Source organism: Bradyrhizobium ferriligni, assembly GCF_056837965.1.
The window spans coordinates 76,389-98,961 of the sequence record NZ_JBXEJO010000004.1; the positions used below are offsets into that span (position 1 = coordinate 76,389).

At 65.1% G+C, this 22,573-nt stretch carries 21 protein-coding genes; 12 read left to right on the plus strand and 9 right to left on the minus strand.

What is annotated here, in order from left to right; translation table 11 throughout:
- Positions 1-12 precede the first annotated feature (12 nt).
- Positions 13-501 carry a cyanase gene (cynS, locus tag AC1VNY_RS03305; protein WP_429036692.1) on the plus strand — a complete coding sequence of 163 codons (489 nt, stop codon included), beginning with the start codon at positions 13-15 and terminating at the stop codon, positions 499-501.
- Between the two features lie 58 nt (positions 502-559).
- On the opposite strand, the gene purB is transcribed toward cynS, so the two are convergent.
- Positions 560-1,990: an adenylosuccinate lyase gene (gene purB, locus AC1VNY_RS03310; protein ID WP_482404082.1), complete on the minus strand. Its 1,431-nt coding sequence runs from the start codon at positions 1,988-1,990 to the stop codon at positions 560-562.
- Positions 1,991-2,186: 196 nt separating this feature from the next.
- Positions 2,187-2,999 carry an isocitrate lyase/PEP mutase family protein gene (locus AC1VNY_RS03315; protein ID WP_482404083.1) on the minus strand — a complete coding sequence of 271 codons (813 nt, stop codon included), beginning with the start codon at positions 2,997-2,999 and terminating at the stop codon, positions 2,187-2,189.
- A 112-nt stretch (positions 3,000-3,111) separates the two neighbouring features.
- On the opposite strand from AC1VNY_RS03315, the gene AC1VNY_RS03320 reads away from it, so the two are divergent.
- A complete protein-coding gene (locus AC1VNY_RS03320; protein ID WP_482404084.1) occupies positions 3,112-4,056 on the plus strand; it encodes a LysR family transcriptional regulator in 945 nt (314 codons plus the stop codon).
- 27 nt (positions 4,057-4,083) lie between these two features.
- On the opposite strand, the gene AC1VNY_RS03325 is transcribed toward AC1VNY_RS03320, so the two are convergent.
- A complete protein-coding gene (locus tag AC1VNY_RS03325) occupies positions 4,084-4,407 on the minus strand; it encodes a DUF1476 domain-containing protein (RefSeq protein ID WP_482404085.1) in 324 nt (107 codons plus the stop codon).
- A 349-nt stretch (positions 4,408-4,756) separates the two neighbouring features.
- On the opposite strand from AC1VNY_RS03325, the gene purC reads away from it, so the two are divergent.
- From purC to AC1VNY_RS03350, 5 genes are read left to right on the plus strand one after another with little or no spacing between them, the layout of a single operon-like run.
- Positions 4,757-5,524 carry a phosphoribosylaminoimidazolesuccinocarboxamide synthase gene (purC, locus tag AC1VNY_RS03330; protein WP_016843454.1) on the plus strand — a complete coding sequence of 256 codons (768 nt, stop codon included), beginning with the start codon at positions 4,757-4,759 and terminating at the stop codon, positions 5,522-5,524.
- A gap of 15 nt (positions 5,525-5,539) precedes the next feature.
- Positions 5,540-5,782 (plus strand): phosphoribosylformylglycinamidine synthase subunit PurS, encoded by a 243-nt coding sequence (gene purS / locus AC1VNY_RS03335; protein WP_057018386.1) that lies wholly within the window; start codon positions 5,540-5,542, stop codon positions 5,780-5,782.
- Positions 5,783-5,793: 11 nt separating this feature from the next.
- Positions 5,794-6,048 carry a hypothetical protein gene (locus AC1VNY_RS03340; RefSeq protein ID WP_057018387.1) on the plus strand — a complete coding sequence of 85 codons (255 nt, stop codon included), beginning with the start codon at positions 5,794-5,796 and terminating at the stop codon, positions 6,046-6,048.
- The gene (purQ, locus tag AC1VNY_RS03345; RefSeq protein WP_057018388.1) at positions 6,045-6,746 is read left to right on the plus strand and encodes a phosphoribosylformylglycinamidine synthase subunit PurQ; all 702 of its coding nucleotides are present in this window, start codon (positions 6,045-6,047) and stop codon (positions 6,744-6,746) included. The genes AC1VNY_RS03340 and purQ overlap by 4 nt, the downstream gene beginning before the upstream one ends.
- Positions 6,747-6,751: 5 nt before the next feature.
- Positions 6,752-7,714: a tripartite tricarboxylate transporter substrate-binding protein gene (locus tag AC1VNY_RS03350; protein ID WP_482404086.1), complete on the plus strand. Its 963-nt coding sequence runs from the start codon at positions 6,752-6,754 to the stop codon at positions 7,712-7,714.
- Between the two features lie 183 nt (positions 7,715-7,897).
- Here the strand turns inward: AC1VNY_RS03350 and AC1VNY_RS03355 are convergent, their stop codons facing one another.
- Entirely contained in the window at positions 7,898-8,875 is a 978-nt protein-coding gene (locus AC1VNY_RS03355; protein ID WP_482404087.1) for a DMT family transporter, read from the minus strand.
- A 235-nt stretch (positions 8,876-9,110) separates the two neighbouring features.
- On the opposite strand from AC1VNY_RS03355, the gene pstS reads away from it, so the two are divergent.
- Positions 9,111-10,163, plus strand: coding sequence for a phosphate ABC transporter substrate-binding protein PstS (gene pstS / locus AC1VNY_RS03360; RefSeq protein WP_482404088.1), 1,053 nt, complete (start codon positions 9,111-9,113; stop codon positions 10,161-10,163).
- A gap of 82 nt (positions 10,164-10,245) precedes the next feature.
- On the opposite strand, the gene AC1VNY_RS03365 is transcribed toward pstS, so the two are convergent.
- Together AC1VNY_RS03365 and AC1VNY_RS03370 are read right to left on the minus strand one after the other, a co-directional pair.
- Complete coding sequence (locus AC1VNY_RS03365; RefSeq protein WP_482404089.1) at positions 10,246-12,480, minus strand: alkaline phosphatase family protein; 2,235 nt, start codon at positions 12,478-12,480, stop codon at positions 10,246-10,248.
- A 251-nt stretch (positions 12,481-12,731) separates the two neighbouring features.
- Positions 12,732-13,211: a PaaI family thioesterase gene (locus AC1VNY_RS03370; protein WP_028339884.1), complete on the minus strand. Its 480-nt coding sequence runs from the start codon at positions 13,209-13,211 to the stop codon at positions 12,732-12,734.
- Positions 13,212-13,407: 196 nt separating this feature from the next.
- Between AC1VNY_RS03370 and purL the strand changes: the two genes are divergently transcribed.
- A complete protein-coding gene (gene purL, locus AC1VNY_RS03375; protein WP_482404090.1) occupies positions 13,408-15,639 on the plus strand; it encodes a phosphoribosylformylglycinamidine synthase subunit PurL in 2,232 nt (743 codons plus the stop codon).
- Between the two features lie 97 nt (positions 15,640-15,736).
- On the opposite strand, the gene AC1VNY_RS03380 is transcribed toward purL, so the two are convergent.
- Positions 15,737-15,997, minus strand: coding sequence for a GlsB/YeaQ/YmgE family stress response membrane protein (locus AC1VNY_RS03380; RefSeq protein WP_016843463.1), 261 nt, complete (start codon positions 15,995-15,997; stop codon positions 15,737-15,739).
- Positions 15,998-16,104: 107 nt separating this feature from the next.
- Positions 16,105-16,581 (minus strand): redox-sensitive transcriptional activator SoxR, encoded by a 477-nt coding sequence (gene soxR / locus AC1VNY_RS03385; RefSeq protein ID WP_482404091.1) that lies wholly within the window; start codon positions 16,579-16,581, stop codon positions 16,105-16,107.
- 163 nt (positions 16,582-16,744) lie between these two features.
- Between soxR and AC1VNY_RS03390 the strand changes: the two genes are divergently transcribed.
- Together AC1VNY_RS03390 and AC1VNY_RS03395 are read left to right on the plus strand one after the other, a co-directional pair.
- The gene (locus AC1VNY_RS03390; RefSeq protein ID WP_482404092.1) at positions 16,745-17,860 is read left to right on the plus strand and encodes an efflux RND transporter periplasmic adaptor subunit; all 1,116 of its coding nucleotides are present in this window, start codon (positions 16,745-16,747) and stop codon (positions 17,858-17,860) included.
- Between the two features lie 28 nt (positions 17,861-17,888).
- Positions 17,889-20,969, plus strand: coding sequence for an efflux RND transporter permease subunit (locus tag AC1VNY_RS03395; protein WP_482404093.1), 3,081 nt, complete (start codon positions 17,889-17,891; stop codon positions 20,967-20,969).
- Here the strand turns inward: AC1VNY_RS03395 and AC1VNY_RS03400 are convergent, their stop codons facing one another.
- Complete coding sequence (locus tag AC1VNY_RS03400; protein ID WP_482404094.1) at positions 20,970-22,154, minus strand: acyltransferase family protein; 1,185 nt, start codon at positions 22,152-22,154, stop codon at positions 20,970-20,972. It lies immediately after the preceding gene.
- Positions 22,155-22,341: 187 nt separating this feature from the next.
- Here AC1VNY_RS03400 and AC1VNY_RS03405 point away from each other — a divergent pair, with 187 nt between their 5' ends.
- Positions 22,342-22,515, plus strand: coding sequence for a DUF1328 domain-containing protein (locus tag AC1VNY_RS03405; protein ID WP_024582607.1), 174 nt, complete (start codon positions 22,342-22,344; stop codon positions 22,513-22,515).
- Positions 22,516-22,573: the final 58 nt, after the last annotated feature.

Here is a 22,573-nt window from a genome sequence, read left to right on the forward strand (position 1 = left end):
GGAGGAAACCTGATGAAACGCGAAGACCTCACCGAGAAGCTGCTCGACATCAAGCGCGAGAAGGGCTGGAGCTGGAAATACATCTGCGAGAAGATCGGCGGCTATTCCGACGTGCTGATCACGGGCGCGATCCTCGGCCAGATGAAGCTGACGAAGCCGCAGGCGGCGAACGCCGGGGAATTGTTCGGGCTGTCGAAGGCCGAGATCGCGATGCTCAACGAGGTGCCGATGCGCGGCACCGGCACGCCGATGCCGCCGACCGATCCCTTGATCTACCGCTTCTACGAGATGGTGATGGTGAATGGCCCGGCGTGGAAGGCGCTGATCGAGGAGGAGTTCGGCGACGGCATCATGTCGGCGATCGACTTCGACATGGCGATGGAGCGGGTCGCCAATCCGAAGGGCGACCGCGTCAAGATCACCATGAGCGGCAAGTTCCTGCCGTACAAATATTACGGCGCCAGCGGCAACGTGCCGGAATACGGCTTCAAGGAGGAGTGAGAAGGGTGCGCGTGGCGAGTAGCGAATGGAATCGCTACTCACCCGATCGCGAAAAACATCACAGGATCGTTCCCGGCGCGTAGCTCGCGGCTTCCGGCTTGGCCTTGGCCAGGGCCTCGACCTGCTCGGCGAAGAAATCGACCTGGGCGCCGGCGTCGCCGGAGTTGGCGCGGCCCTGCTCGAGCACAAGCTGCAGTTCGGCTGCGCTCAAGCCAAGACGCCTGTCGGCGGCGAGACGTTGCAGCAGATCGTTCTGCACGATCTTGCCGGTGCGCAGGTCGCCGATGGCCGCGACGGCATGCTCCTTGATCGCCTCGTGGGCGCCTTCACGGCCCGCGCCCTTCTTGACCGCTTCCATCATCACCGTGGTGGTCAGCAGGAAGGGCAGATAGCGGTTGAGCTCGGTCTCGACGACGGCTTCGAACACCTCCATCTGGTCAAGCACCGTGAGCAGGGTTTCGAGCAGGCCATCCATGGCGAGGAAGGCGTCGGGCAGCATGACGCGGCGGACGACCGAGCAGGAGACGTCGCCTTCGTTCCACTGATCGCCGGCAAGGCCTGCGGCCATCGCGAGATAGCCCTTCAGGATCACATGCAGGCCGTTGATGCGCTCGCAGGAACGGCTGTTCATCTTGTGCGGCATCGCCGAGGAGCCGACCTGGCCCTTGGCAAAACCTTCGCTGGCGAGTTCGTGGCCCGCCATCAGGCGGATGGTCTTGGCGAAATTGCCGGGTCCGCTGGCGAGCTCGGTGAGCACGCTGACCGCACGGAAGTCGAGGCTGCGCGGATAGACTTGGCCGACGGCATCGAGAGCCTTCGGCAGGCCGAGGTGAACGAGGACGCGCTGCTCGAGCGTGCGCGCCTTGCCGGCATCGCCATTGAACAGGGTGATCTGGTCGAGACGGGTGCCCACCGCGCCCTTCAGGCCGCGCGCCGGATAGGTTTGCAGCACGTTGACCAGGCTCTGATGCGCCAGCAGCATCTCCTCGCCGGACATCGCGATGCGCTTGCCGAGCGTTGTGACCTGCGCGGCGACGTTGTGGGTGCGCGCGGTGAACGGGATGTCGCGCAATTGCTTCGCGCGCGTGGCAAAGCGGATGAGCGCGGCGATGCTCTTGGTCTCGATGAGCTGCAGCGCGCGGTAGACCTGCAATTGCTCGACGTTCTCGGTGAGGTCACGGCTGGTCATGCCCTTGTGCAGATGCTCGTGACCGGCAAGCTCGCAGAACTCCTCGATGCGCGCCTTGACGTCGTGGCGGGTGACGCGCTCCCGCTTCATGATGGAGGCCAGGTTGATCTGGTCCTTGACGCGCTCGTAGCTCTCGATCACGCCATCCGGCACCGCGATCCCGAGATCGCGCTGGGCCTTCAGCACGGCGATCCAGTAGTCGCGTTCGAGGCGGACCTTGCCTTCGCCGCTCCAGATGGCGCGCATGGCGGGCGAGGCGTAACGTTCGGCGAGGACGTTGGAAATGTGATCTTGGGACATCCCGCTCTCTTGGCATTGCCTGAGGCTGGCTGCAAGCCGCGACCCGCGATGAATCGTCAGGTCTGATAACGCCTCGGCCGGGCTTGCGGTGCCGGCGCCAGCATACCAGATTCTAGAAGGCGCCGCCTCGGGCAATCCGGGGCGGCGCTGGCATGCGCCGCGCTGGCCGGCGGCGCACCTCGCGGCGAGAGACCGATCAGTTGAACGCGGCCCGGACCTCCTTCACCGGCGCCATGTCGCGGACGAAGCTGAACGCGCCGTTGTCCTTCATCTCGCGGGCACAGCGCAGGAACGCAGCCAGCGCGTGGCGCTGCATCGCGCCGCCGACGCTGATGCGCTTGACGCCGGCGGCCGACAGCTGCTCGACCGTCAAGGTCGGATCGGCATAGCCCATCACGAGGTTGAACGGCTTCTTGACCGACGACACCACGGTCTTGATGGTGGCGAGATCGTAGAGGCCCGGCGAATACAGCACGTCGGCGCCGGCGGCCTCGAACGCCTGCAGCCGCTTGATGGTGTCGTCGAGATCCTTGCGGCCGTGCAGGAAGTTCTCCGCCCGCGCCGTCAGCGTGAACGGGAAGGGCAGCGCCCGCGCGGCCTCGACCGCGGCCTGCACCCGCTCGACGGCGAGCGTGAAATCATAGATCGGGCGCTGCGGGTCGCCGGTCGAATCCTCGATCGAGCCGCCGACCGCGCCGGCTTCGGCGGCGAACCGGATCGCCTCGGCCGCAAGCTTCGGCATGTCGGCGCCGCAATTCTCCAGATCGGCGTTGACGGGCAGGTCGGTGGCCTCGGCGATCTCCCGGCAATTCTCGATGATCTCGTCGAGGCTGACGGTCGAACGGCCAAGCGTGTTGGCGACCCCGAGGCTGGTGGTCGCGAGCGCCTCGAAACCCATCGATGCGAGCAGCTTCGCCGTCCCGGCGTCCCACGGATTTGGAATGATGAAGGCGCCGGGCCGCTGATGCAGCTCGCGAAACCGTGCTGCCTTGTCCGCCTGGGTGCGCATGTGAACTCCTGCTGTTGTCAAAAGCGACTGGCAGCAGCGATAGGGCGGTTTCGTCCATCAGACAAATTTGTTATTTCTTTCGATATCATCAGCTTTTTGCATGAGGTTCGGCATGGACAGCGACGCGCTCAACACGTTCCTGGTGGTGCATCGGCGCGGCGGGATTTCGCATGCCGCCAAGGCGCTGCATCGCTCGCAGCCGGCGATTTCGCGGCGCATTGCGCTGCTCGAGCAGGAGCTCGGCGTGCCCCTGTTCGAGCGGATCGCGGGCAAGACGCGGCTGAGCGATGCCGGGCGGGTGATGGTGCCCTATGCCGAACGGGCGGTGGCGGCGGCGCAGGATGCCGAGAACGCCGTGCGCGCGCTGCTGCGCGACAATTCCGGCCCGGTGGCGCTGGCGGTGACCGGTACGCTCGCCGGCGAGCGGCTTTCGAACGTGCTGAAGCGCTTTGCCCGGCGGCATCCGGACGTAGCGCTGACGCTGCGCACCGCGACCAGCGCCGAGGTCAGCGACCTGATCCGGCGCGGCGAGGCGACGATCGGGTTGCGTTACGACCGCGACCGCTCGCGTGACCTCGATTGCGAGGTGCTGTTTGCCGAGCCGCTCTGGGTGGTCTGTGCGCCGGACCATCCGCTGGCGGGACGCCGGGTCGGCAAGCTTGCCGATCTCAGGGATGAGCGGTGGATCGCCTTCCCAGAGGTGCCGGGACGCCGCGAAATCACCGCCTCGCACGTCTTCGCCCTGTTCCTGACGCACGGGCTCGGCGAGATCGCCTGGACGCCGGTCGACAGCCTCACGGCGCAGAAGCGCCTGGTCGAGGCCGGGCTCGGGATCGCGCTGCTGTCACAAAGCAATGCGGCGGAGGAATTGGGTAGCTCCAGGATCGCGACGATCCGCGTCGGCGATCTCGCCGCAAGTCACGAGATCGTCGCCGTGACGCGGCATGGCGGCTTTCTCAGCGCCGCCTCCCGCCGTCTGCTCGACATCCTCCGTGCCGATTTCACCAGGACGAGGGGCACAAACACGGCGCGCCGGAACGGTGTCCGGCGCGCATGAAAGTCGGGTTGGTCGTGTCCCGGGAACTCAGTTTCCCGCCTTCACCTGCGCCGCGGCCACCGCCAGCAGCTCGTCCATCTTGGCGCGGATATCGCGCTCGGTGACGGCATGGCCCTTGGCGGTGAGGTCCTTCAGAACCTTGTGCAGCACGTCGTTATCACCGGCTTCCTCGAAATCGGCGGCGACCACTTCCTTGGCATAGGTGCTGGCGGCATCGCCCGTGATGCCGAGCTTCTCGGCGGCCCACAGGCCGAGCAGCTTGTTCCGGCGGGCTTCAGCCTTGAACTTCTGCTCCTCGTCGAGGGCGAACTTCTTCTCGAAACCTTCCTCGCGCTTGTTGAATTCGCTCATGGCTGAAGTTCCAATTCCCTTGCTGAATGAGGGCCGCCGCGCGTTGCGGCAGCCCCGATGCCTGCCTAGATAAGTGGGAGGAATCGGCAAGACAACGAGCCGTTAAGCCGCAGGCAAAACTGGCGGAATCGGCCCTTTATGATAGGGCGGTATAAGTGCCCTCAAGGGGGCACTATCGATTGTGCTGGATGGGCCAATCGGATAGGTTGCCAACAGGCATGGTTCTTGTTCTGTTTCCAGTTGGATTACCCAGGTTCCAGGCCTCCGCGGCAGCTCCGTCGTGGGTCGTAACCCCAAGTCATTCGGAGCACCCAAATCCATGGATTTCAACAAAACACGGTACATCCCAATGAGCCGTCGACGCCGTATTTATGAAGGCAAGGCCAAGGTGCTTTACGAAGGCCCCGAGCCGGGAACCCTGATCCAGCACTTCAAGGACGACGCGACCGCGTTCAACGCCAAGAAACACCAGGTGATCGAGGGCAAGGGCGTCCTCAACAACCGGATTTCGGAGTACCTGTTTCAGCACCTCAACGACATCGGGGTGCCGACCCACTTCATCCGCCGCCTCAACATGCGCGAGCAGCTGATTCGCGAGGTCGAGATCGTGCCGCTCGAGGTGGTGGTGCGGAACGTCGCCGCCGGCTCGCTGTCGCAGCGGCTTGGGATCGAGGAGGGCACCCAGCTGCCGCGCTCGATCATCGAGTTCTATTATAAGAACGACCAGCTCAACGACCCGATGGTGTCGGAAGAGCACATCACCGCCTTCGGCTGGGCGACGCCCCAGGAGATCGACGACATCATGGCGCTGGCCATCCGCGTCAACGACTTCCTGACCGGCCTCTTCCTCGGCATCGGCATCCGCCTCGTCGACTTCAAGATGGAGTGCGGACGGCTGTTCGAGAACGAGATGATGCGGATCATCGTCGCCGACGAGATCTCGCCGGACTCCTGCCGGCTGTGGGACATCAAGTCGAACGAGAAGCTCGACAAGGACCGTTTCCGCAGGGATCTCGGTGGTCTGCTCGAGGCCTATACCGAGGTCGCCAAGCGGCTCGGCATTCTGATTGAAAACGAGCGGCCGGCCGGCAGCGGTCCGGTGCTGGTGAAGAGCTAAGCTGAAGGGGCGACCGTGAAGGCACGTGTGACTGTGACGTTGAAGTCGGGCATCCTCGATCCGCAGGGCAAGGCGATCGAGGGCGCGCTGAAATCGCTCGGTGTGGATGGCGTCGCCAGCGTTCGCCAGGGCAAGGTGTTCGACATCGAGCTCGCCGCGACCGACAAGGCCAAGGCGGAGGCGGCGCTGAAGGCCGCCGCCGACAAGCTCTTGGCGAATACCGTGATCGAGAACTATGCCATCGAACTGAAGGCGTAAGGGGCGAGCAAATGGCCGACGTGACGATGGAGCTGATGTTCGAAGTGATGAAATCGGTCCAGGCGCGTTTGGCTCAGGTCGACGGCAAGATCGATGAGTTGAAACAGGAAATGCAGGCATCGCGAACGTCTCAGAATGGTATCCGTCAGGAAATTACCGGCGTGTTCCAGGAGATTTCCGGTATTCACGCGACGCTGGTTCGCCACGAAGGGCGTCTTGACCGCATAGAGACACGTCTCGAATTGAACGAAGTACCAACTCCATGAAATCAGCCGTCCTCGTCTTCCCCGGCATCAACCGCGAGCGCGACATGGCGCGCGCGCTCAAGCTCGCATCCGGCAATGAGACCGCGATGGTCTGGCATGCCGAGACCGCGCTGCCCAAGGGTACCGACCTCGTGGTGGTGCCCGGCGGCTTCTCCTATGGCGATTACCTGCGCTGCGGCGCGATCGCGGCGCGCGCGCCCGTGATGGACGCGGTGCGCGACTTCGCTGCCAAGGGCGGGCTTGTGCTCGGCGTCTGCAACGGTTTCCAGATCCTCTGCGAGTCCGGGCTGTTGCCGGGCGTGCTGATGCGCAATGCCGGGCTGAAGTTCATCTGCCGCGACGTGCATATGCGCGTCGAGCGCTCCGACACCCCGTTCACCCGCGGCTACAATGCCGGCCAGGTGATCCGCGTGCCGGTGGCGCACGGCGAAGGCAATTACGAGGCGGACGAAGAGACGCTGAAGCGGCTCGAAGGCGACGGGCGGGTGCTGTACCGCTACTGCTCGCCGGAGGGCGTGGTCGACGAGGCCTCCAATCTGAACGGCGCCGCGCATTCGATCGCCGGCATCGTCAATGAGCGCGGCAACGTGCTCGGCATGATGCCGCATCCGGAAAACCACGTCGAAGAGATCATGGGCTGCACCGATGGCCGCGGCCTGTTCGCGGGCCTGGTCCAGCAGTTCGAAAAGGCGGCGTAACGATCATGCTGCGGCGGTGGTGCGTTGCCGCGGCTGCGGCGCTTGTGCTTGCGACGTCGGCCTACGCCCAGGACTTCCCGAAGCGTCCGATCACGATGATCGTGCCGTTTACGGCAGGCGGCACCTCCGACGTCATCGCCCGCGCGGTCGCCGACCAGATGAGCGCTGCGCTCGGCCAGAGCATCATCATCGAGAATGTCGGCGGCGCCGGCGGCTCGACCGCGCTCGCCCGCGCTGCGCGCGCCGAGCCGGACGGCTACACCATCGCGATCGGCAATGCCGGCACCAACGCCGCGACCTACACGATCTATCCGAAGCTGCCGTTCACGCCAGACTCCTTCGCGCCGATCGCCATGGTCGCGAAGACCTTCGGCATCGTCGCGCTGCGCAAGGATTTTCCGGCCAAGGACCTCAAGGAATTCATCGACTACGCCAGGAAGAATCCGGGCAAGGTCAATCTCGGCCATGCCGGCGTCGGCTCCTCGAATTACCTGATCTGCAAGAGCTTCGTGCATGCCGCCGGCATCGACGTGCAGCTGGTCGGCTATCGCGGCGCGGCGCTCGCGCTGACGGATGCGATCGGCAGCCAGATCGACGGGGTCTGCGATGCCGCGGCCTCGGTGTCGCAGGCGATCGACGACAAACTGGTGAAAGCGGTCGTGGTCGGCTCGACGGTACGGCTTGCGTCGCTGCCCGAACTGCCGACCTCGGCCGAGGCCGGACTGCCCGAGTTCGAGGCGCAGGGCTGGAACGGCCTGTTCGCGCCGAAGGGCACACCGCCCGAGATCATCGCCAAGCTCAACGCCGCGGCGCGCACCGCGGTTGCGAGCGAGGCGGTGAAGAAGCGCTTCGCCGACCTGTCGACCGTCGCCCCCGACGCCAATGAGCTCGCGCCCGAGGTGCTGCAGCAGCTGGTGACGCGCGACGTCGCGAAATACCGCGCCCTGCTGGCGGACGACAAGAAGTAGCCGCTTCGCGGCGCCGCCGGACGCGCGGAGCAGAAGCGGCGGTCGGCTTGAGCTGCGATAGATGTTGACTCGTCATTGCGAGCGCAGCGAAGCAATCCATCGTGCCGCAAGTGGAGATATGGATTGCTTCCTCGCTGTCGCTCCTCGCAATGACGTCGGCAAGCTGTGTACAAGTAATCGCTTCTACAGCCTTCGCAGCCAGCGCTTGACCGCTTCCGCCGGCACCGTCATCGCGGCGACGCCGGCCATGACGAGCAAGAGGCCGAGCGCGAGATTCGACGGCACGGATTCCCCGAGCAGGATCACCGACAGCGCGACGCCGATCGGAATGCGCAAGTAGCCCTGCGCATTGGTCGTGAGCGTGCCGAGCCGTGTCAAGCACATGTAGAACAGCATCAGGCCAAACGCGCTGGAGAAGATGCCCATCACGACGGTGGCGACCAGCGCCTGCGGCGTCGGGTGCAGGGTCCAGGGATGGTCGACGATCAAAGCGACCGGCAGCAGCACGGTGCCGCCGAACAACAGCGAGCCGGCCGCCACGACCATCGGATCATAGTCCGACAGCCGAAGCCCGAAGATCGTGGCGCAGGCGAACGAGACAGTGGCGAGCAGGATCGCGATCTCGGCGAAGATCTCCTTGCCGAAGCCTGAGAGCGCGTCGAGGCCGATGATCGCGACCGTGCCGGCGAGGCCGAGGATCGCGCCGACCAGCTTGAGCAGCGAGGCCGGCTCGTGCCGCGTGATCGCCCAGGTGATGAGGAAGGCGAAGATCGGCGTCGTCGAGGCCAGCACCACGGTGTTGGATGCCGGCACGTAAAGCTGCGCCCAGGTGATCACCAAAAAAGGGATCGTGGAATTGATGGTCTGCTGGAAGGCGAACAGCTTCCAGGCCTTGATGTCGGTCGGGATGCGAATGCCGCGAACGCGCAGCACGATGAGCAGGAAGGCTGCGGCCACCAGCGAGCGCGCGGAAATGAAGGTGACCGGCGGGATCGAGCCGAGCCCGATCTTGGTCAGCGGGTAGGTCGAACTCCAGCAGCAGGCCAGCGCCAGCAGCAGCGCATAGTCGCGCCAGCCGCGCGCGCCCGGCGTTGACGTGGACCGGGTGGATGTAATCGCGGGAGCCGTCACGCCGCCCGTTTTCGCTGTGCTCTTCGGCACCTTGATTTGGCTCCCTTCGCGCATTGGCGCGCGAAGCAGCAATCTAGCGTGGCGGTGCGGTGCAAGGCTAGGGTATTGAATTTGCGCCGATATCCCGTTTGGAGGAATTGGCCGGCTGCGTCTGTGGGACTGAGGCTGGCGTCGTCCGGGTGCCAGTCCAGCGCCTCCGGCGCATGGTACCGCTTTGTGACTTGGCCCACACGGGCGTCTGGCTCGCCCTGCTAGGCTCAGCACCATGACGAAGCATTTCAGATTACCGATCATTTTCACTGCGCTCGTCGTCGCAACGCAATGCTTCGCTGCGGAGACCAGGGGCGCCGGCTCAACCTTCGTGTCGCCGGTGATGGCGAAATGGATCGATGCCTACAAGGCAAAGACCGGCAACACCGTCAGCTACCAATCGGTGGGTTCGAGCATCGGCGTCGGCCTGATCAAGAAGGCCGCCGTCGATTTCGGGACGAGCGATATGCCGCTCGATCCGAAAGAGCTGGACAGGCTCGGCATGGTGCAATTCCCGATCGTGATCGGAGGCGTCGTGCCGGTGGTCAACATCGCGGGCGTCAAGCCCGGCCAGATCCAGTTCACCGGACAGCTGCTCGCCGACATCTATCTCGGCAAGGTCAGATCGTGGAGCGATCCGGCCATCCAGGCGGTCAATCCCGATCTGAAGCTGCCGCGCACGGCGATCACCGTCGTGCATCGCCTCGATGGGTCGGGGACGACGTTCAATTGGTCGAACTATCTTGCGAAGGTCAGCGCGCAGTGGAAGGCAAGCGTCGGAGAGGGCACGTCGGTCGAGTGGCCGGTCGGGCTCGGCGGCAAGGGCAACGATGGCGTCGCCTCGCTCGTCGGCCTGATTCCCGGGTCGATCGGCTATCTCGAATACGCCTACGCGCTGCAACGGCTCGACCGGATTTCCTTCGGCCTGGTGCAAAACAGTGCCGGCAATTTCGTCACCCCCGACGCCGCATCGTTCCAGGCTGCGGCCTCGAGCGCGGACTGGATGGCGACGCAGGACTTCAACCTGGTCCTCACCAACGCCCCGGGCGAAGACGCGTACCCGATCACGGCCACGACCTTCGTCCTGATGCACAAGCAGCCGAAATCGCCCGACGGGTCGGCAACCGCGATCGACTTCCTGCGCTGGTCATTGCAGAGCGGCAAGCCGCAGGCTCAATTGCTCAACTACGTTCCGTTGCCAGCCACGCTGGTCGAGCAGATCGAGCAATATTGGCAGCACAATTTCGAGGCGCTCACGGCGTCGGCAGCGGCGTCCGGAAAGCGCTGACGCCGTATCTGTTGATTGCAGAACGATGGACGCCGCTCGGGCGTCCATCGCGTGAGCTTTGCCTGAAATGCCGGACCATGCGCTAGCGCAGGACCTGGCCCAGCACCTCGCCGTCGACCTGCTGCGGTGCCGAGCCGAGGATCCGCATGATGGTCGGCGCCACGTCGATATTGCGCATGTGCCGCACCACGGTGTCCTTGCGGATCTGCGGCCCCGCGGCGATGAACGTCGCGCTCATCACCGGAAGCTCGGGGTCGTGACCGTGGGCGCCATAGAAATTCGGCATCGACAGCATGGTGGTTGCCGCGTTGAACGGCGCGTCGCCCTGGCGCGCGACGCCGGGGTTCTGGATGCCGTCGAAATTGTAGCCGGGCGCCATCAGCGCGAACACGTCGCCATAGTCCTGGCCGATGGTCTTGCTGATGCATTGTCCGGTTCCGGCGTCGCATTGCAGCGGCCGGGTCTCGACGACGGTGAAGATGCGCTGGTCCTTGAGTGAGTAGTTGAAGCGGGCATTGGGGTCGACCGCGTTCTTCACCGCGTCGGTGATCTGCGCCACCAGTGTGCGGTAGGTCGCCAGATCGACGGTGCCGCCGAGCTCGCGGTTCTGCAGGTTGATGTAGATGTCGGCGGCGGGGCCGGACGTGCGGATCCCGACCTTGCTGGTGTCGATCCCGGCGTTGCGCAGGATGTTGGTGAGATTGACCGAGGTGTGGAACGGCGCGAAGCCGTGGTCCGACACCACGATCACGTTGCTGTCGCGGCCCGCCGCATCGGCGATCTGCTTCACCGCTCTGTCGGCCGTCTGGTAGGCGAAACGGATGTAGGACGCGTATCGCTTGACCTTGGCGACATCCTGGTTGGCGCCGATCGAATTCGGGTCGGTCGGGTTGGTGCCCTGGCGGGGATCGGTCAGCAGGAACTGGTGTTCGGAGCCGTCGGGCTGCTCGATATAGACCATGACAAGGTCGGCCTCCGGATGGGTCTTGATCGCGCGCTCGCCGATATTGGCCTGGTAGCGCACGAAGGTCTTCACCATGTCCTCGAACATCGTCTCGATCTCGACGTCGGGGAAATTGGTGAAGCCGGGGCTCAGCCGCTCCGGAATGCGGAAGTCGGCCTGCGGACGCCAGAACCCGATGTTGTTGTTGATGTCGTCGACGTCGGCGAGAACAGGCGTGTTGCGCGGGATGTAGTTGGCGCCGTAGCGGGCGAAGCGCACCACAGAGAGATCGGGAGACAGCGCAGAGACGAAGTACGCGGCACCAACCTTCGCCCCGCTGCCTTCGAAGAAGAACGGTGCGTTCTCGCCGCCAAACTTGACATAGGCCGGCCCGGTCGACGGCGCGTGGAACGGTCCCGCGGTGATGCCGCGGTTGGCATCGAAGAACACCAGCGTGTCGTAGTTCACCTTCCGATCGTTGGTGGTGTCGATGGCGGCGACGCGGATCGAATACTTCACGTCGAGCGTCGAGGCGTTGGTGCAGGTCGCGGTTGCCGCGGCGGAGCAGGAGAACGTCTCGATCGGTGCTGAAGTCACCAGCACCGGGCTGAACGAGAAATGGCCGGCAGCCTGCAGCGCCGTCACGATGCTCGGGTCGGCCGTGAAGTCGCCTCGGGACAGCGAAAAGCCCTGGGCCCCGATGCCGCCGAACGCGCCGAACGGGACCGTGAAGTCGGTGATGCGGGTCGGCTGGGCCGGCTGCACCACGGTCTTGTTGATGGAGATGTCGGCGCCGTCGCCGCCGGGCCAGGTCGCCGTGACGACCTTCTTGCCCTGCTGGCGCAGCTGCACCCACAACGGCACCGCTGTCGGGTGCGGCGATGGCCCGAGCGGGCTCTCGCTGTAGCCGCCGATCGGCGCCGCAAAGCCGCTGATGCTGCCGGAGATCGGCCCAACGATCGGCTCGAACGTGTTCGAGGGGATGTCGTTGTGGACCGCCGTCGAACCGGTCGCGATCGCGATATGCGACACCGCGGTGAGCGACGGTGACGCCGTCACGTTCTGCAACGCCACCGCGCCGCGCCGGCTCAGCCGGGCGAGGCCGCCGTCGCGCGGCAGCACGCCTTCCTCGATGAACTTCTGGATGAAATCGGGCTTGGCACCGTCGAGCGAGATCATCACCACGCGCGGCTTGCGGCCATGATGACCACCGTCATGATCCTGGTCTTGATCCTGATCGTGACCGCGAGCATCGCCAACGCTGCGATCACCATTATCGCCGTCTTGAGCGGCGCGCGCCGGAGTTGCAGTCCACGCCAGCGATGCGACAAGCGACATCGCCGTCGTAACGGAAACGAAAGTCTTCAATTTCATGAGGATGCCCCAACATCGCTGCGCGAACGCACAAACGGAAACCGTTCAGCAATCTTCGAGGGCTTGCCTGACGCGCATGTGACGCGCGCGCGACGACGCAACGACAGTGCGTCGATGCGTCACAACCGTAGTTCGTATTGCCTCACGCAAAGAACGCGCGTGAACACAACGCGCTAGGGCTGCGCTTTCGATTCAAATTCGTGCCGATGTAACGGCTGGACGACGGCGTGTGTCCACAGCCGCCACGAACTTTACGCCGTTGCCTCCGCCGGCGCCCTGCGCTTCACCCGCTTGATGGTGCCGGAGAAGGTGAACAGCGGCCGTTCCGCCGATGTCAGCATGCCCCGCACGAAGATCAGCGACATGCCGGCGCGGGTGACCTCGCCGGTGCACTCGATCAGATCGCCCTCGCGGGCGGCGTCGAGGAATTCCGAGGCGAACGAGACCGTGACGCCGGGGCCCTGCAGCACCGAGCCGGCGAGCGCGAACAGGCAGTAATCGGCGAAGGTCATGAAGCAGCCGCCATGGACGTTGCCGGAGCCGTTGAGGTGCTTCTTGCCGACCCGGAACGCGCAGGTGATGCGGCCGTTCTCGTCCATACGGTGGTAAAACGGGCCGGTATGGGTCTCGAAATTGTCCCGGGTCCAGGTTCGCCAGCCGGCGAATTCGCCCTCGGTTTCGACGTGCAGGTCGGGGCGGCGGTTGAATGCGGTTTTGGCGAGCTCGTTCACGAAATATGGCCTTCAATTATCGGGTTCGGGTCCTTAAATCCGATCCATCCCCGTTGTGCAAATCCGGATGTAAATCCGGAAGTAAATCCAAGTGCAAATCCCGGGCCGCGGCCAGCTGCCGCAAAGCTCTGGACAGGCCGGAAATGGGCCCTAAAAGGCCTTTTCGCCCCCGTTCGATCTACCTATTAAGGGTCCCATGAACGCGCCCAAGAACGACCCCAGGAACGAGCCCCAAATCACCCCCGAACTCGTCGCCGCCCACGGGCTGAAGCCGGACGAGTACGAGCGTATCCTCAAGCTGATCGGGCGGGTTCCGACCTTCACCGAGCTCGGCATCTTCTCGGCGATGTGGAACGAGCATTGCTCGTACAAGTCGTCGCGCATCCATCTGCGCGGTCTGCCGACCAAGGCCCCCTGGGTGATCCAGGGCCCCGGCGAGAATGCCGGCGTGATCGACATCGGCGACGGGCAGGCCGTGGTCTTCAAGATGGAGAGCCACAACCACCCGAGCTACATCGAGCCCTACCAGGGCGCGACCACCGGCGTCGGCGGCATCCTGCGCGACGTCTTCACCATGGGCGCGCGCCCGATCGCCTGCCTGAACGCGCTGAGCTTCGGTGCGCCCGAGCACCCCAAGACCCGGCATCTGGTGTCCGGCGTGGTCGCGGGCGTCGGCGGCTACGGCAATTCCTTCGGCGTGCCGACGGTCGGCGGCCAGGTTCGTTTCCACACCCGTTACGACGGCAACATCCTGGTCAACGCGATGGCGGTCGGTCTCGCCGACGCCGACAAGATCTTCTACGCGGCGGCCTCCGGCGTGAACATGCCGATCGTCTATCTCGGCTCCAAGACCGGCCGCGACGGCATTCACGGCGCCTCGATGGCCTCGGCCGAATTCGACGACGCCTCCGAGGAGAAGCGCCCGACCGTGCAGGTCGGCGATCCCTTCGCCGAGAAGCTGCTGCTGGAAGCGTGCCTCGAGATCATGGAAAAGGGTTGCGTGATCGCGATCCAGGACATGGGCGCGGCGGGCCTGACCTGCTCGGCGGTCGAGATGGGCGCCAAGGGCGACCTCGGCGTCGAGCTCGACCTCAGCGCGGTGCCGACCCGCGAGACCGGCATGAGCGCCTACGAGATGATGCTCTCGGAGAGCCAGGAGCGCATGCTCATGGTGCTGAAGCCCGAGAAGGAAGAAGAGGCCGAGGCGATCTTCCGCAAATGGGGGCTCGATTTCGCCATCGTCGGCTACACCACGCCGACCAAGCGCTTCGTCGTCAAGCATGCTGGCGACGTGATGGCCGACCTGCCGATCAAGGAGCTTGGCGACGAGGCGCCGGTCTATGACCGTCCGCACGTCGCCTCGAATGCGCTGGCGGTGATCCGCGGGCAGGACGTCAAACCGCCGGTCGGCATCGCGGACGCGCTGGAAAAGCTGATCGGCACGCCCGAATTGTGCTCGAAGCGCTGGGTGTGGGAGCAGTACGACCACGTCATCCTCGGCAATACTATGCAGCGCCCCGGCGGCGATGCCGCGGTGGTTCGCGTCGAGGACGGGCCGAAGGGCCTTGCGCTCACCGTCGACGTCACGCCGCGCTATTGCGAGGCCGATCCGTTCGAGGGCGGCAAGCAGGCGGTCGCCGAAGCCTGGCGCAACATCACGGCGGTCGGTGGCCGGCCGCTCGCGATCACCGACAATCTCAACTTCGGCAATCCTGAACGGCCCGAGATCATGGGCCAGTTCGTTGGCTGCCTGAAGGGCATTTCGGAGGCCTGCCGCACACTGGATTTCCCGGTCGTGTCCGGCAACGTCTCGCTCTACAACGAGACCAACGGCCGCGGCATCCTGCCGACGCCCTCGATCGGCGGCGTCGGCCTGCTCGACGACTTCACCAAGTCCGCGACCCTGGCTTTCAAGACGGCCGGCGAGGCGATCCTCTTGGTTGGCGAAACGCAGGGGTGGCTCGGACAGTCGGTCTATCTGCGCGACGTCTGCGGCCGCGAGGAGGGCGCTCCGCCACCGGTCGATCTCGCTGCCGAGAAGCGCAATGGCGACGTGGTGCGCGGCATGATCCACGCCGGCACCGCGACCGCGGTGCACGACGTCTCCGACGGCGGTCTTTTGATCGCGCTCGCCGAAATGGCGATCGCAAGCGGCATCGGCGCGCAGCTCCTGGCCTCGCCGTCCTCGATCGTGCCGCATGCCTATTGGTACGGCGAGGATCAGGCCCGCTACATCGTCACCGTGCCGGCCGCCGACGCAGGCCTCGTGCTGGCCAAGATGAAGGGGGCCGGCGTGCCCTGCGCGCGCATCGGCACCACCGGCGGCGACGCGATTGCGGTGGCTGGGGAGTTGCCGGTTGCGGTCGAAAGCCTGTCGCGCGCCTTCGAGCACTGGCTGCCGAACTACATGCACGGCACCGCCGCCTGATCCGGCTGGATCAGGCGCCGCGAGCAACGATTCAATGGCGCGATGAACCCATCATCGCGCCATTTCTATTCCGAACGTGATCCCTTCGGGTCATGCCTTATGTCGCGCCGCGGACCGCGCGCCAGGCAAAGATGATGATGCAGGCGCCGATGAAGCCGGCGACGAGATAGCTGAGCCAGCCTCCGCCGAGCGACACGCCGAGCAGACCCAACAGCCAGTTCGCCAGCGCGGCGCCGACAATGCCGAGGATGATATTCATGAAGATGCCGGTTCCGGACTTCATGAACATCTCGGCGAGCCAGCCCGCCAGTCCGCCGACGATGATGGCGGCGATCCATCCAACTTGTGGGTCGTTCATCTCAGGACTCCCTAGGGTCAAGCAGTCCGGCCAGCATACCTGAGAATCACCTGGCGGGATGTGACCAAAGGCAGGTTGTGCGCAACTTGTCGGCTGCGAAAATGCCGTCAGCCCCGGCGCTTGCGCCGCGCCCGGCGTTCGGCCGCGGTGATCAGGATGCGCGGGCCCGGCCCCTGGGCGCCGAGCTTGTCGTCGCAATTGCGCAGCGGGCAGTCGGTCACCGACAGGCAACCGCAGCCGATGCAGTTGAACAGCTTGTCGCGGAGGTCGGTGAGATCGCTGATGCGCTGCTCCAGCGTCTCGGTCCAGGCGCGCATCGCGCGCTCCCATTCGCGCACGGTCGGCGCGCGATCGAGCGGTATCGCGGCGAAGGTCTGCCTGATCTCTTCCAGCGGGACCCCGGCGCGCTGCGCGATCCTGATCACCGCGATCCGCCGCAGCACGCCGCGCATGTAGCGGCGCTGGTTGCCGCCGGTGCGCCGGCTCGCGATCAGCCCCTTGCTCTCGTAGAAGTGAAGGGTGGAGACGGCAAGCCCGCTGCGCCGCGCCACTTCGCCGACTGAAAGCTCCTGCGCAAGCGTCATTGACCAGCAATCCCGGATTGGAAGTCCTGCATTGGAAATCTTGCGTTAGAAGTCTTGCAAGCTGCCAGCCTTGACCTCAACCATACTTGAGGTTCTATACCAGTTGCGGGCTTGCAGGGGCAAGCTTCCGGCCGACACGCCGGGGTTCGTTCTTGGAAGCGATATGCCGTCCGCATCATTGTCGTCGCGCCGCCGGCTCGGGCTTCGTGCCAAGCCGTTCGGCATCACCGTTCTGTTGCTCGTCTGTGCCGCGGCCGGCTTGTTTGCCTGGCGCGCAGGCGGGTCCAGCGCCGCGGCCAAGGCCACCGCCGAAGCGCCGCCGACGCCGGTGGCGGCGATGGTGGTGCGGACGGAAACCTTGCCGCGGTCGATCGAGGCGATCGGCTCGCTGCAGGCGGTGCGGCAGGTGATTTTGGCGCCGGAGGTTGCCGGCCGCGTCACCGCGATCAATTTCGATGCCGGCACCGATGTCGCCGAGGGCGCGCCGCTGGTGCAGCTCTATGACGCGCCGCTGCGCGCCGCGCGCGCGGTCGCGGTCTCCAAGGGACGCTTTGCGCAGCTACAGGAGAAGCGTTCGCAGGGCCTCGCGCCGTCCGGCTTCGTGACCCAGGAGACGCTGCAGCAGCGGCAGGAAGATCTGAAGCAGGCCGACGCCTCGCTCGACCAGCTCGATGCGCAGATCGCGCAGATGGCGATCCGCGCGCCGTTTGCAGGCCAGATCGGTCTGCGCAAGGTCAATCTCGGCCAATACGTCAATGCCGGCGATGCGCTCGCGACGCTGACCGCGCTCGACCAGCTCTATGCCAATTTCACCGTTCCGCAGCAGCGCCTGTCAAATCTGAAGGTGGGAGGCGCGGTGACGATCCGTACCGACGCTTTCCCCGATCGGGTGTTCGAGGCAAAGATCAACGCCATCGAGCCGCAGGTGGCCGAGGACACCCGCAATGTCCTCGTGCAAGCCCTGTTTTCCAATCCCGACCGGCTGCTGCGGCCGGGCCTCTTCGTGATGGTGAACGTCGTGCTGCCGCCGCAGCCTGACGCCATCGTGGTGCCGGTCACCGCGATCCAGACCAGCGCATCCGGCGAGAGCGTGCTGGTCGTGCGTGACAACAAGGCGGTCGGCGTCGCCGTGAAGACCGGGCAACGGATCGGCGAGCGTGTCGTGGTGGAGCAGGGGCTTGCGCCCGGCGATCACATCGTCACCGCGGGCCAGCTCCGCGTCATGCCCGGCGCGGCCGTCCAGACGACCATGGCGGAGACGCCGGAGAAGGGACGCTAGCTTCGCGAGCAGCGCCCGAGGAATCATCATGCATTTCACCGACATCTTCATCCGCCGGCCGATTCTGGCGACGGTCGTCAGCCTGCTGATCCTGTTGATCGGCACCGCGGCGATGGTCTCGCTGCCGGTGCGGCAATATCCCAGCATGGAGAGCGCGACGATCCAGGTCGACGTCTCGTTTCCCGGCGCGACCCAGGACGTCATGCAGGGCTTCGTGACGTCTGTCATCGCGCAATCGATCGCGACTGCCAACGGCATCGAGTACATGACCTCGAACTCGACGCTCGGCCTCAGCCAGATCAAGGCCAAGCTGGTGCTCAACGCCAATGCCGACCGCGCCATGACCGAGGTGCTCGCCAAGGTGCAGCAGGTTAAGTACCGGATGCCGGCCGGCGTGTTCGACCCTGTCATTACCAAGATCACCGACGGCGCGTCGGCGGTGCAGTACATCGCCTTCACCAGCGACACGCTGACGCCGGCGCAGATCACCGACTTCGCCACCCGCGTGGCGCAGCCGCTGCTCACCTCGGTGCCCGGCGTCGCGTCGGCCGACACCTCGGGCGGATCGTCGCTGGCGATGCGGGTGTGGATCGATCCGTTCAAGCTTGCGGCGCGCGGGCTGACCGCGGCCGATATCTCCGCCGCGCTGCGGTCCAACAACGTGCAGGCGGCGCCTGGGCGGCTGCGCGGCGAGATGACCGTCACCAACATCACCGCGGCGACCGATCTGCGCAATCTCGACGATTTCCGCAAGATGGTGATCAAGACCGGCGCCGGCGGCGGCGGCCTGGTGCGGCTCGGCGACGTCGCCACCCTCGAGATCGGCGGCGAGAACTACGATTCCAACGCGCGCGACAGCGGCAGGCCTACCGTATACATCGCGGTGCAGCCGACCCCCGACGGCAATCCCTTGGAGATCGTCGCCGCCACCGCCAAGGTGATCGAGGACCTCAACCGCGTGGCACCGCCCGGTTTGAAGGTTGCCGACGTCTTCAACATCGTGCACTTCGTCAAGGCTTCGATATCGGAGGTGCAGCATTCGCTGGCCGAGGCGATCGCGATCGTGGTGGTGGTGATCCTCTTGTTTCTGGGCTCGTTCCGCTCGGTGCTGATCCCTGTGGTCACCGTGCCGCTGTCGCTGGTGGGTACCGCCGCGATGATGCTGGCGCTCGGCTTCTCGATCAATCTCCTGACCCTGCTCGCGATGGTGCTGGCGATCGGGCTCGTGGTCGACGACGCCATCGTGGTGGTGGAGAACATCCATCGCCACATCGAGGAAGGGCGGAGCCCCGGCGACGCCGCCCTGATCGGCGCACGCGAGATCATCGGTCCCGTGATCGCGATGACGATCACGCTCGCCGCGGTCTATGCCCCGATCGGCCTGATGGGCGGCCTTACCGGCAGCCTGTTCCGCGAATTCGCCTTCACGCTGGCGGGCTCGGTGGTGGTCTCGGGCGTCATCGCCCTGACCTTGTCGCCGATGATGAGCGCGCAGCTGCTCGGCGAAGCCACCTCGCACGGCCGGTTTGCCCGCTTCGTCGAGCATCAGTTCTCAAGGCTGTCGCGCGGCTACGGCCGGCTGCTGGCCGCGACGCTCAAGATGCGCGCTGCAGTGCTGCTGGCGGCATTCAGCGTGCTGGCGGCGATCGTGGTGCTGTTTCTCGGCAGCCAGCGCGAGCTCGCGCCCTCCGAGGACCAGGGCTACGTGTTCACCGTGCTCCGCGCGCCGCAATATGCCAGCGTGGATTACACCACGCGCTCTTCCGACCAGATCGAGCAGCTGTTTCGCTCGTTTCCCGAATACCACGCGAGTTGGTTCATCAACGGTACCGACGGGCAGAACCATGCCTTCGGCGGCATCACCCTGACCGATTGGGACAAGCGCAAGCGCTCGGCCAACGACATCCAGAACCAGCTCTACGGCATGTCCTACGGCGTGCTCGGCGCCAGCGTGACGCCGTTCCAGCCGGCGGCGCTGCCAGCGGCGACCGGCGGCCTGCCGTTCCAGATGGTGGTGCGCTCGGCCGGCGATTTCGCCACCATCTATCAGGAGGTCGAGACGCTGAAGGGGGCCGCCTGGAAGAGCGGGCTGTTCGCCTTCGTCGACAGCGATCTCGCCTTCGACAGCCCGACCGCGCGGATCACCATCGATCACGCCAAGGCGGCCGAGGCCGGAGTCAGCATGCAGACCATCGCCGACACGCTCGCGGTGCTGGTCGGCGAGAACTATGTCAACCGTTTCAATTTCTTTGAACGCTCCTATGAGGTGATCCCGCAGGTGCGCCAGGTCGACCGGGTCACGCCGGAAGGGCTCGGAAACTTCAACGTCCGCTCGAGCTCGGGGCAGATGTTCCCGCTGTCGACGGTGATCAAGGTCAACGTCAAGCCGGAGCCGAACCGGCTGCCGCAGTTCAATCAGATGAACGCGGCGACGATCTCGGCGGTGCTCAAGCCCGGCGTGACCATGGGGCAGGCAGTGTCGTTCATGCAGGCGCAAAAGCTGTCGCCGGGCATGACCGTCGACTGGCTGTCGGACAGCCGGCAATATGTCCAGGAGGGCAACCGCCTGATCGTCACGTTCGGCATGGCGCTGATCGTGATCTTCCTGGTGCTGGCGGCGCAGTTCGAGAGTTTTCGCGATCCGCTGGTGATCATGGTGACGGTGCCGCTCGCGGTCTGCGGTGCGCTGCTGCCGCTGTATTTCGGCTTCACCACGCTGAACATCTACACCCAGATCGGCCTCGTCACTTTGATCGGGCTGATCTCCAAGCACGGCATCCTGATGGTGAGCTTCGCCAACGAGATCCAGCATCACGAAGGCCTCGACCGGGTCGCGGCGATCCAGAAGGCGGCCGCGGTGCGGATGCGGCCGGTGCTGATGACGACAGCCGCGATGGTCGCGGGCCTCGCGCCGCTGCTCTATGCCGACGGCGCCGGCGCGGCGAGCCGCTTCGCCATCGGCATCGTGGTGGTGATGGGCATGCTGATCGGCACGCTGTTCACGCTGTTCGTGCTGCCGACCTTCTACATCCTGATCGCCCGCGACCATCGCGCGGCGGCCGCCCCGCGGCTGGAAAGCGTGGCGGCGAGGGACGAGATCGCGGCCTGATTAGAGCACGTATCTTGAGCCAGGAGTCTTGCGCAGCACGGCCGTGACCGCCCAGCTCAGCGCCACCGTGGCGAAGAACGCGATCGCGGCCTTGGCGAACGCCGGCAGCTCCATATCGAACAGCCAGTATTGCAGCCACAGCACGATCGGATAGTGCACCAGGAACATGCCGTAGGCGTCGCCCTGCATGCGGTCGAGCAGCGTCGGGCCCGACGATTTCGATTGCAGGAAGTAGGCCAGGATCGCGAACAGGATCGAGGCGCTGAACAGCACGTAGAAGCTGCCGTAGATCCCGAGATACCAGCCCGGCAGCGGATCGGGGTTACCGATGATCATGCGCTTGATGTAGATCATCACCCACATCAAACAGTAGGGGATCAGCGTGATGCCGGTCCAGAACCAGCGCCGCTCGGTCAGCCGTCCGTGCGCGCTGAGCACGCCGCCCTCGAGGTTCGCCGCCCCGATTCCCGCGCCGATGAAGAAATAGGAGGCATACAGCAGCACGCGGCTCGCCTGCACCGAAAACGGTCCGAACTCGAACCAGTAGTTCTGGCCGTAATGGATCAGCATCGGCAGGTAGGCGGCGGCACTGACGATGACGAGGAACAGCCAGAACTTCGAGGGACGTTGAAATCCCTTGATCGACAGACGGTTGATCGGATCGAGCAGACGCGACGACACCCGGTACAGAATGCTCGCCGTCAGGTCGAAGGCCATCAAGACATAGACGAACCAGATCGGACCGCTCGGCCATGGTCCGACCGTCATGGTTTTCCACCAGAATTCGGAGAAGCTCAGCTCCGGCGTCTGACGCAGCGCGATCGCGTAATAGGCGAGCGGAATCACGCTGACCGCGCAGACCACGAACGGCAGGCCGAGCCGCAGCAGCCGGTCGCGCAGGAAGATCAGCCATGGCTTGTTGCCGAGCCCCGGCCAGACGAACAGCCCCGACAGGAAAAAGAACATCGCCATGAAGAAGCTGTCGGTGGCGAGCACCACGCAGTCGAAGCCGATCCACGATGTCGGGTCGGTGTGCCCGAAATAGGTGTAGGGGATCACCGCGTGGTGCAGCAGCACGACCAGGGTCAGGAAGGTGCGCGCGCGGTCCAGCGCGACATTGCGCTTGTGGAGCTTCGGTGCTGCCTGGATGTCGACGGCCGGAGCCGCGTGAGCAATCGATTTCATGGTGCCACCAGCCGGGTCTGCAGTCTGATGTTGCAATCGGGAACCCGATTCAGCAAGGCCCAATCGGCCGGATCGGGGAGTATCGAGGTCGGTCATCTCGGCGAATCTGTTTCGTTTTTGGAACCGCGGTCGGATGCGGGCGTTCTCGTCCGAACTGGCGGACGCGCGCGGTTATCCGGAGTGAACAATGACAATTCTGAAATGGGCGCTGATCTTCCTTGTCGTGTCGATCATCGCGGGCTTGCTCGGCTTCACCGGCATTTCCGCCGCCTCCGCCGACATCGCGCGCTTTCTGTTCTATGTATTCGTCGTGATCTTCCTGGTGCTCCTGATCCTCGGGCTCACGATATTCAGGGTATAGCGGGGCCGAGCGCTGCCGACGTCATGCCCGGGCCTCGCCCGGGCATTGCCGTTTTGCA

Excerpts from the sequence above, each read along its gene's own strand:
- purL (WP_482404090.1), top strand. The coding sequence starts at position 13,408 with ATGAACGCGCCCAAGAACGACCCCAGGAACGAGCCCCAAATCACCCCC.
- AC1VNY_RS03365 (WP_482404089.1), bottom strand. The coding sequence starts at position 12,480 with ATGAAATTGAAGACTTTCGTTTCCGTTACGACGGCGATGTCGCTTGTC.
- AC1VNY_RS03315 (WP_482404083.1), bottom strand. The coding sequence starts at position 2,999 with ATGCGCACCCAGGCGGACAAGGCAGCACGGTTTCGCGAGCTGCATCAG.
- AC1VNY_RS03320 (WP_482404084.1), top strand. The coding sequence starts at position 3,112 with ATGGACAGCGACGCGCTCAACACGTTCCTGGTGGTGCATCGGCGCGGC.
- AC1VNY_RS03400 (WP_482404094.1), bottom strand. The coding sequence starts at position 22,154 with ATGAAATCGATTGCTCACGCGGCTCCGGCCGTCGACATCCAGGCAGCA.
- pstS (WP_482404088.1), top strand. The coding sequence starts at position 9,111 with ATGACGAAGCATTTCAGATTACCGATCATTTTCACTGCGCTCGTCGTC.
- AC1VNY_RS03380 (WP_016843463.1), bottom strand. The coding sequence starts at position 15,997 with ATGAACGACCCACAAGTTGGATGGATCGCCGCCATCATCGTCGGCGGA.
- cynS (WP_429036692.1), top strand. The coding sequence starts at position 13 with ATGAAACGCGAAGACCTCACCGAGAAGCTGCTCGACATCAAGCGCGAG.
- AC1VNY_RS03340 (WP_057018387.1), top strand. The coding sequence starts at position 5,794 with ATGGCCGACGTGACGATGGAGCTGATGTTCGAAGTGATGAAATCGGTC.
- soxR (WP_482404091.1), bottom strand. The coding sequence starts at position 16,581 with ATGACGCTTGCGCAGGAGCTTTCAGTCGGCGAAGTGGCGCGGCGCAGC.
- purQ (WP_057018388.1), top strand. The coding sequence starts at position 6,045 with ATGAAATCAGCCGTCCTCGTCTTCCCCGGCATCAACCGCGAGCGCGAC.
- AC1VNY_RS03395 (WP_482404093.1), top strand. The coding sequence starts at position 17,889 with ATGCATTTCACCGACATCTTCATCCGCCGGCCGATTCTGGCGACGGTC.
- purC (WP_016843454.1), top strand. The coding sequence starts at position 4,757 with ATGAGCCGTCGACGCCGTATTTATGAAGGCAAGGCCAAGGTGCTTTAC.
- AC1VNY_RS03350 (WP_482404086.1), top strand. The coding sequence starts at position 6,752 with ATGCTGCGGCGGTGGTGCGTTGCCGCGGCTGCGGCGCTTGTGCTTGCG.
- AC1VNY_RS03405 (WP_024582607.1), top strand. The coding sequence starts at position 22,342 with ATGACAATTCTGAAATGGGCGCTGATCTTCCTTGTCGTGTCGATCATC.
- purB (WP_482404082.1), bottom strand. The coding sequence starts at position 1,990 with ATGTCCCAAGATCACATTTCCAACGTCCTCGCCGAACGTTACGCCTCG.
- AC1VNY_RS03325 (WP_482404085.1), bottom strand. The coding sequence starts at position 4,407 with ATGAGCGAATTCAACAAGCGCGAGGAAGGTTTCGAGAAGAAGTTCGCC.
- AC1VNY_RS03390 (WP_482404092.1), top strand. The coding sequence starts at position 16,745 with ATGCCGTCCGCATCATTGTCGTCGCGCCGCCGGCTCGGGCTTCGTGCC.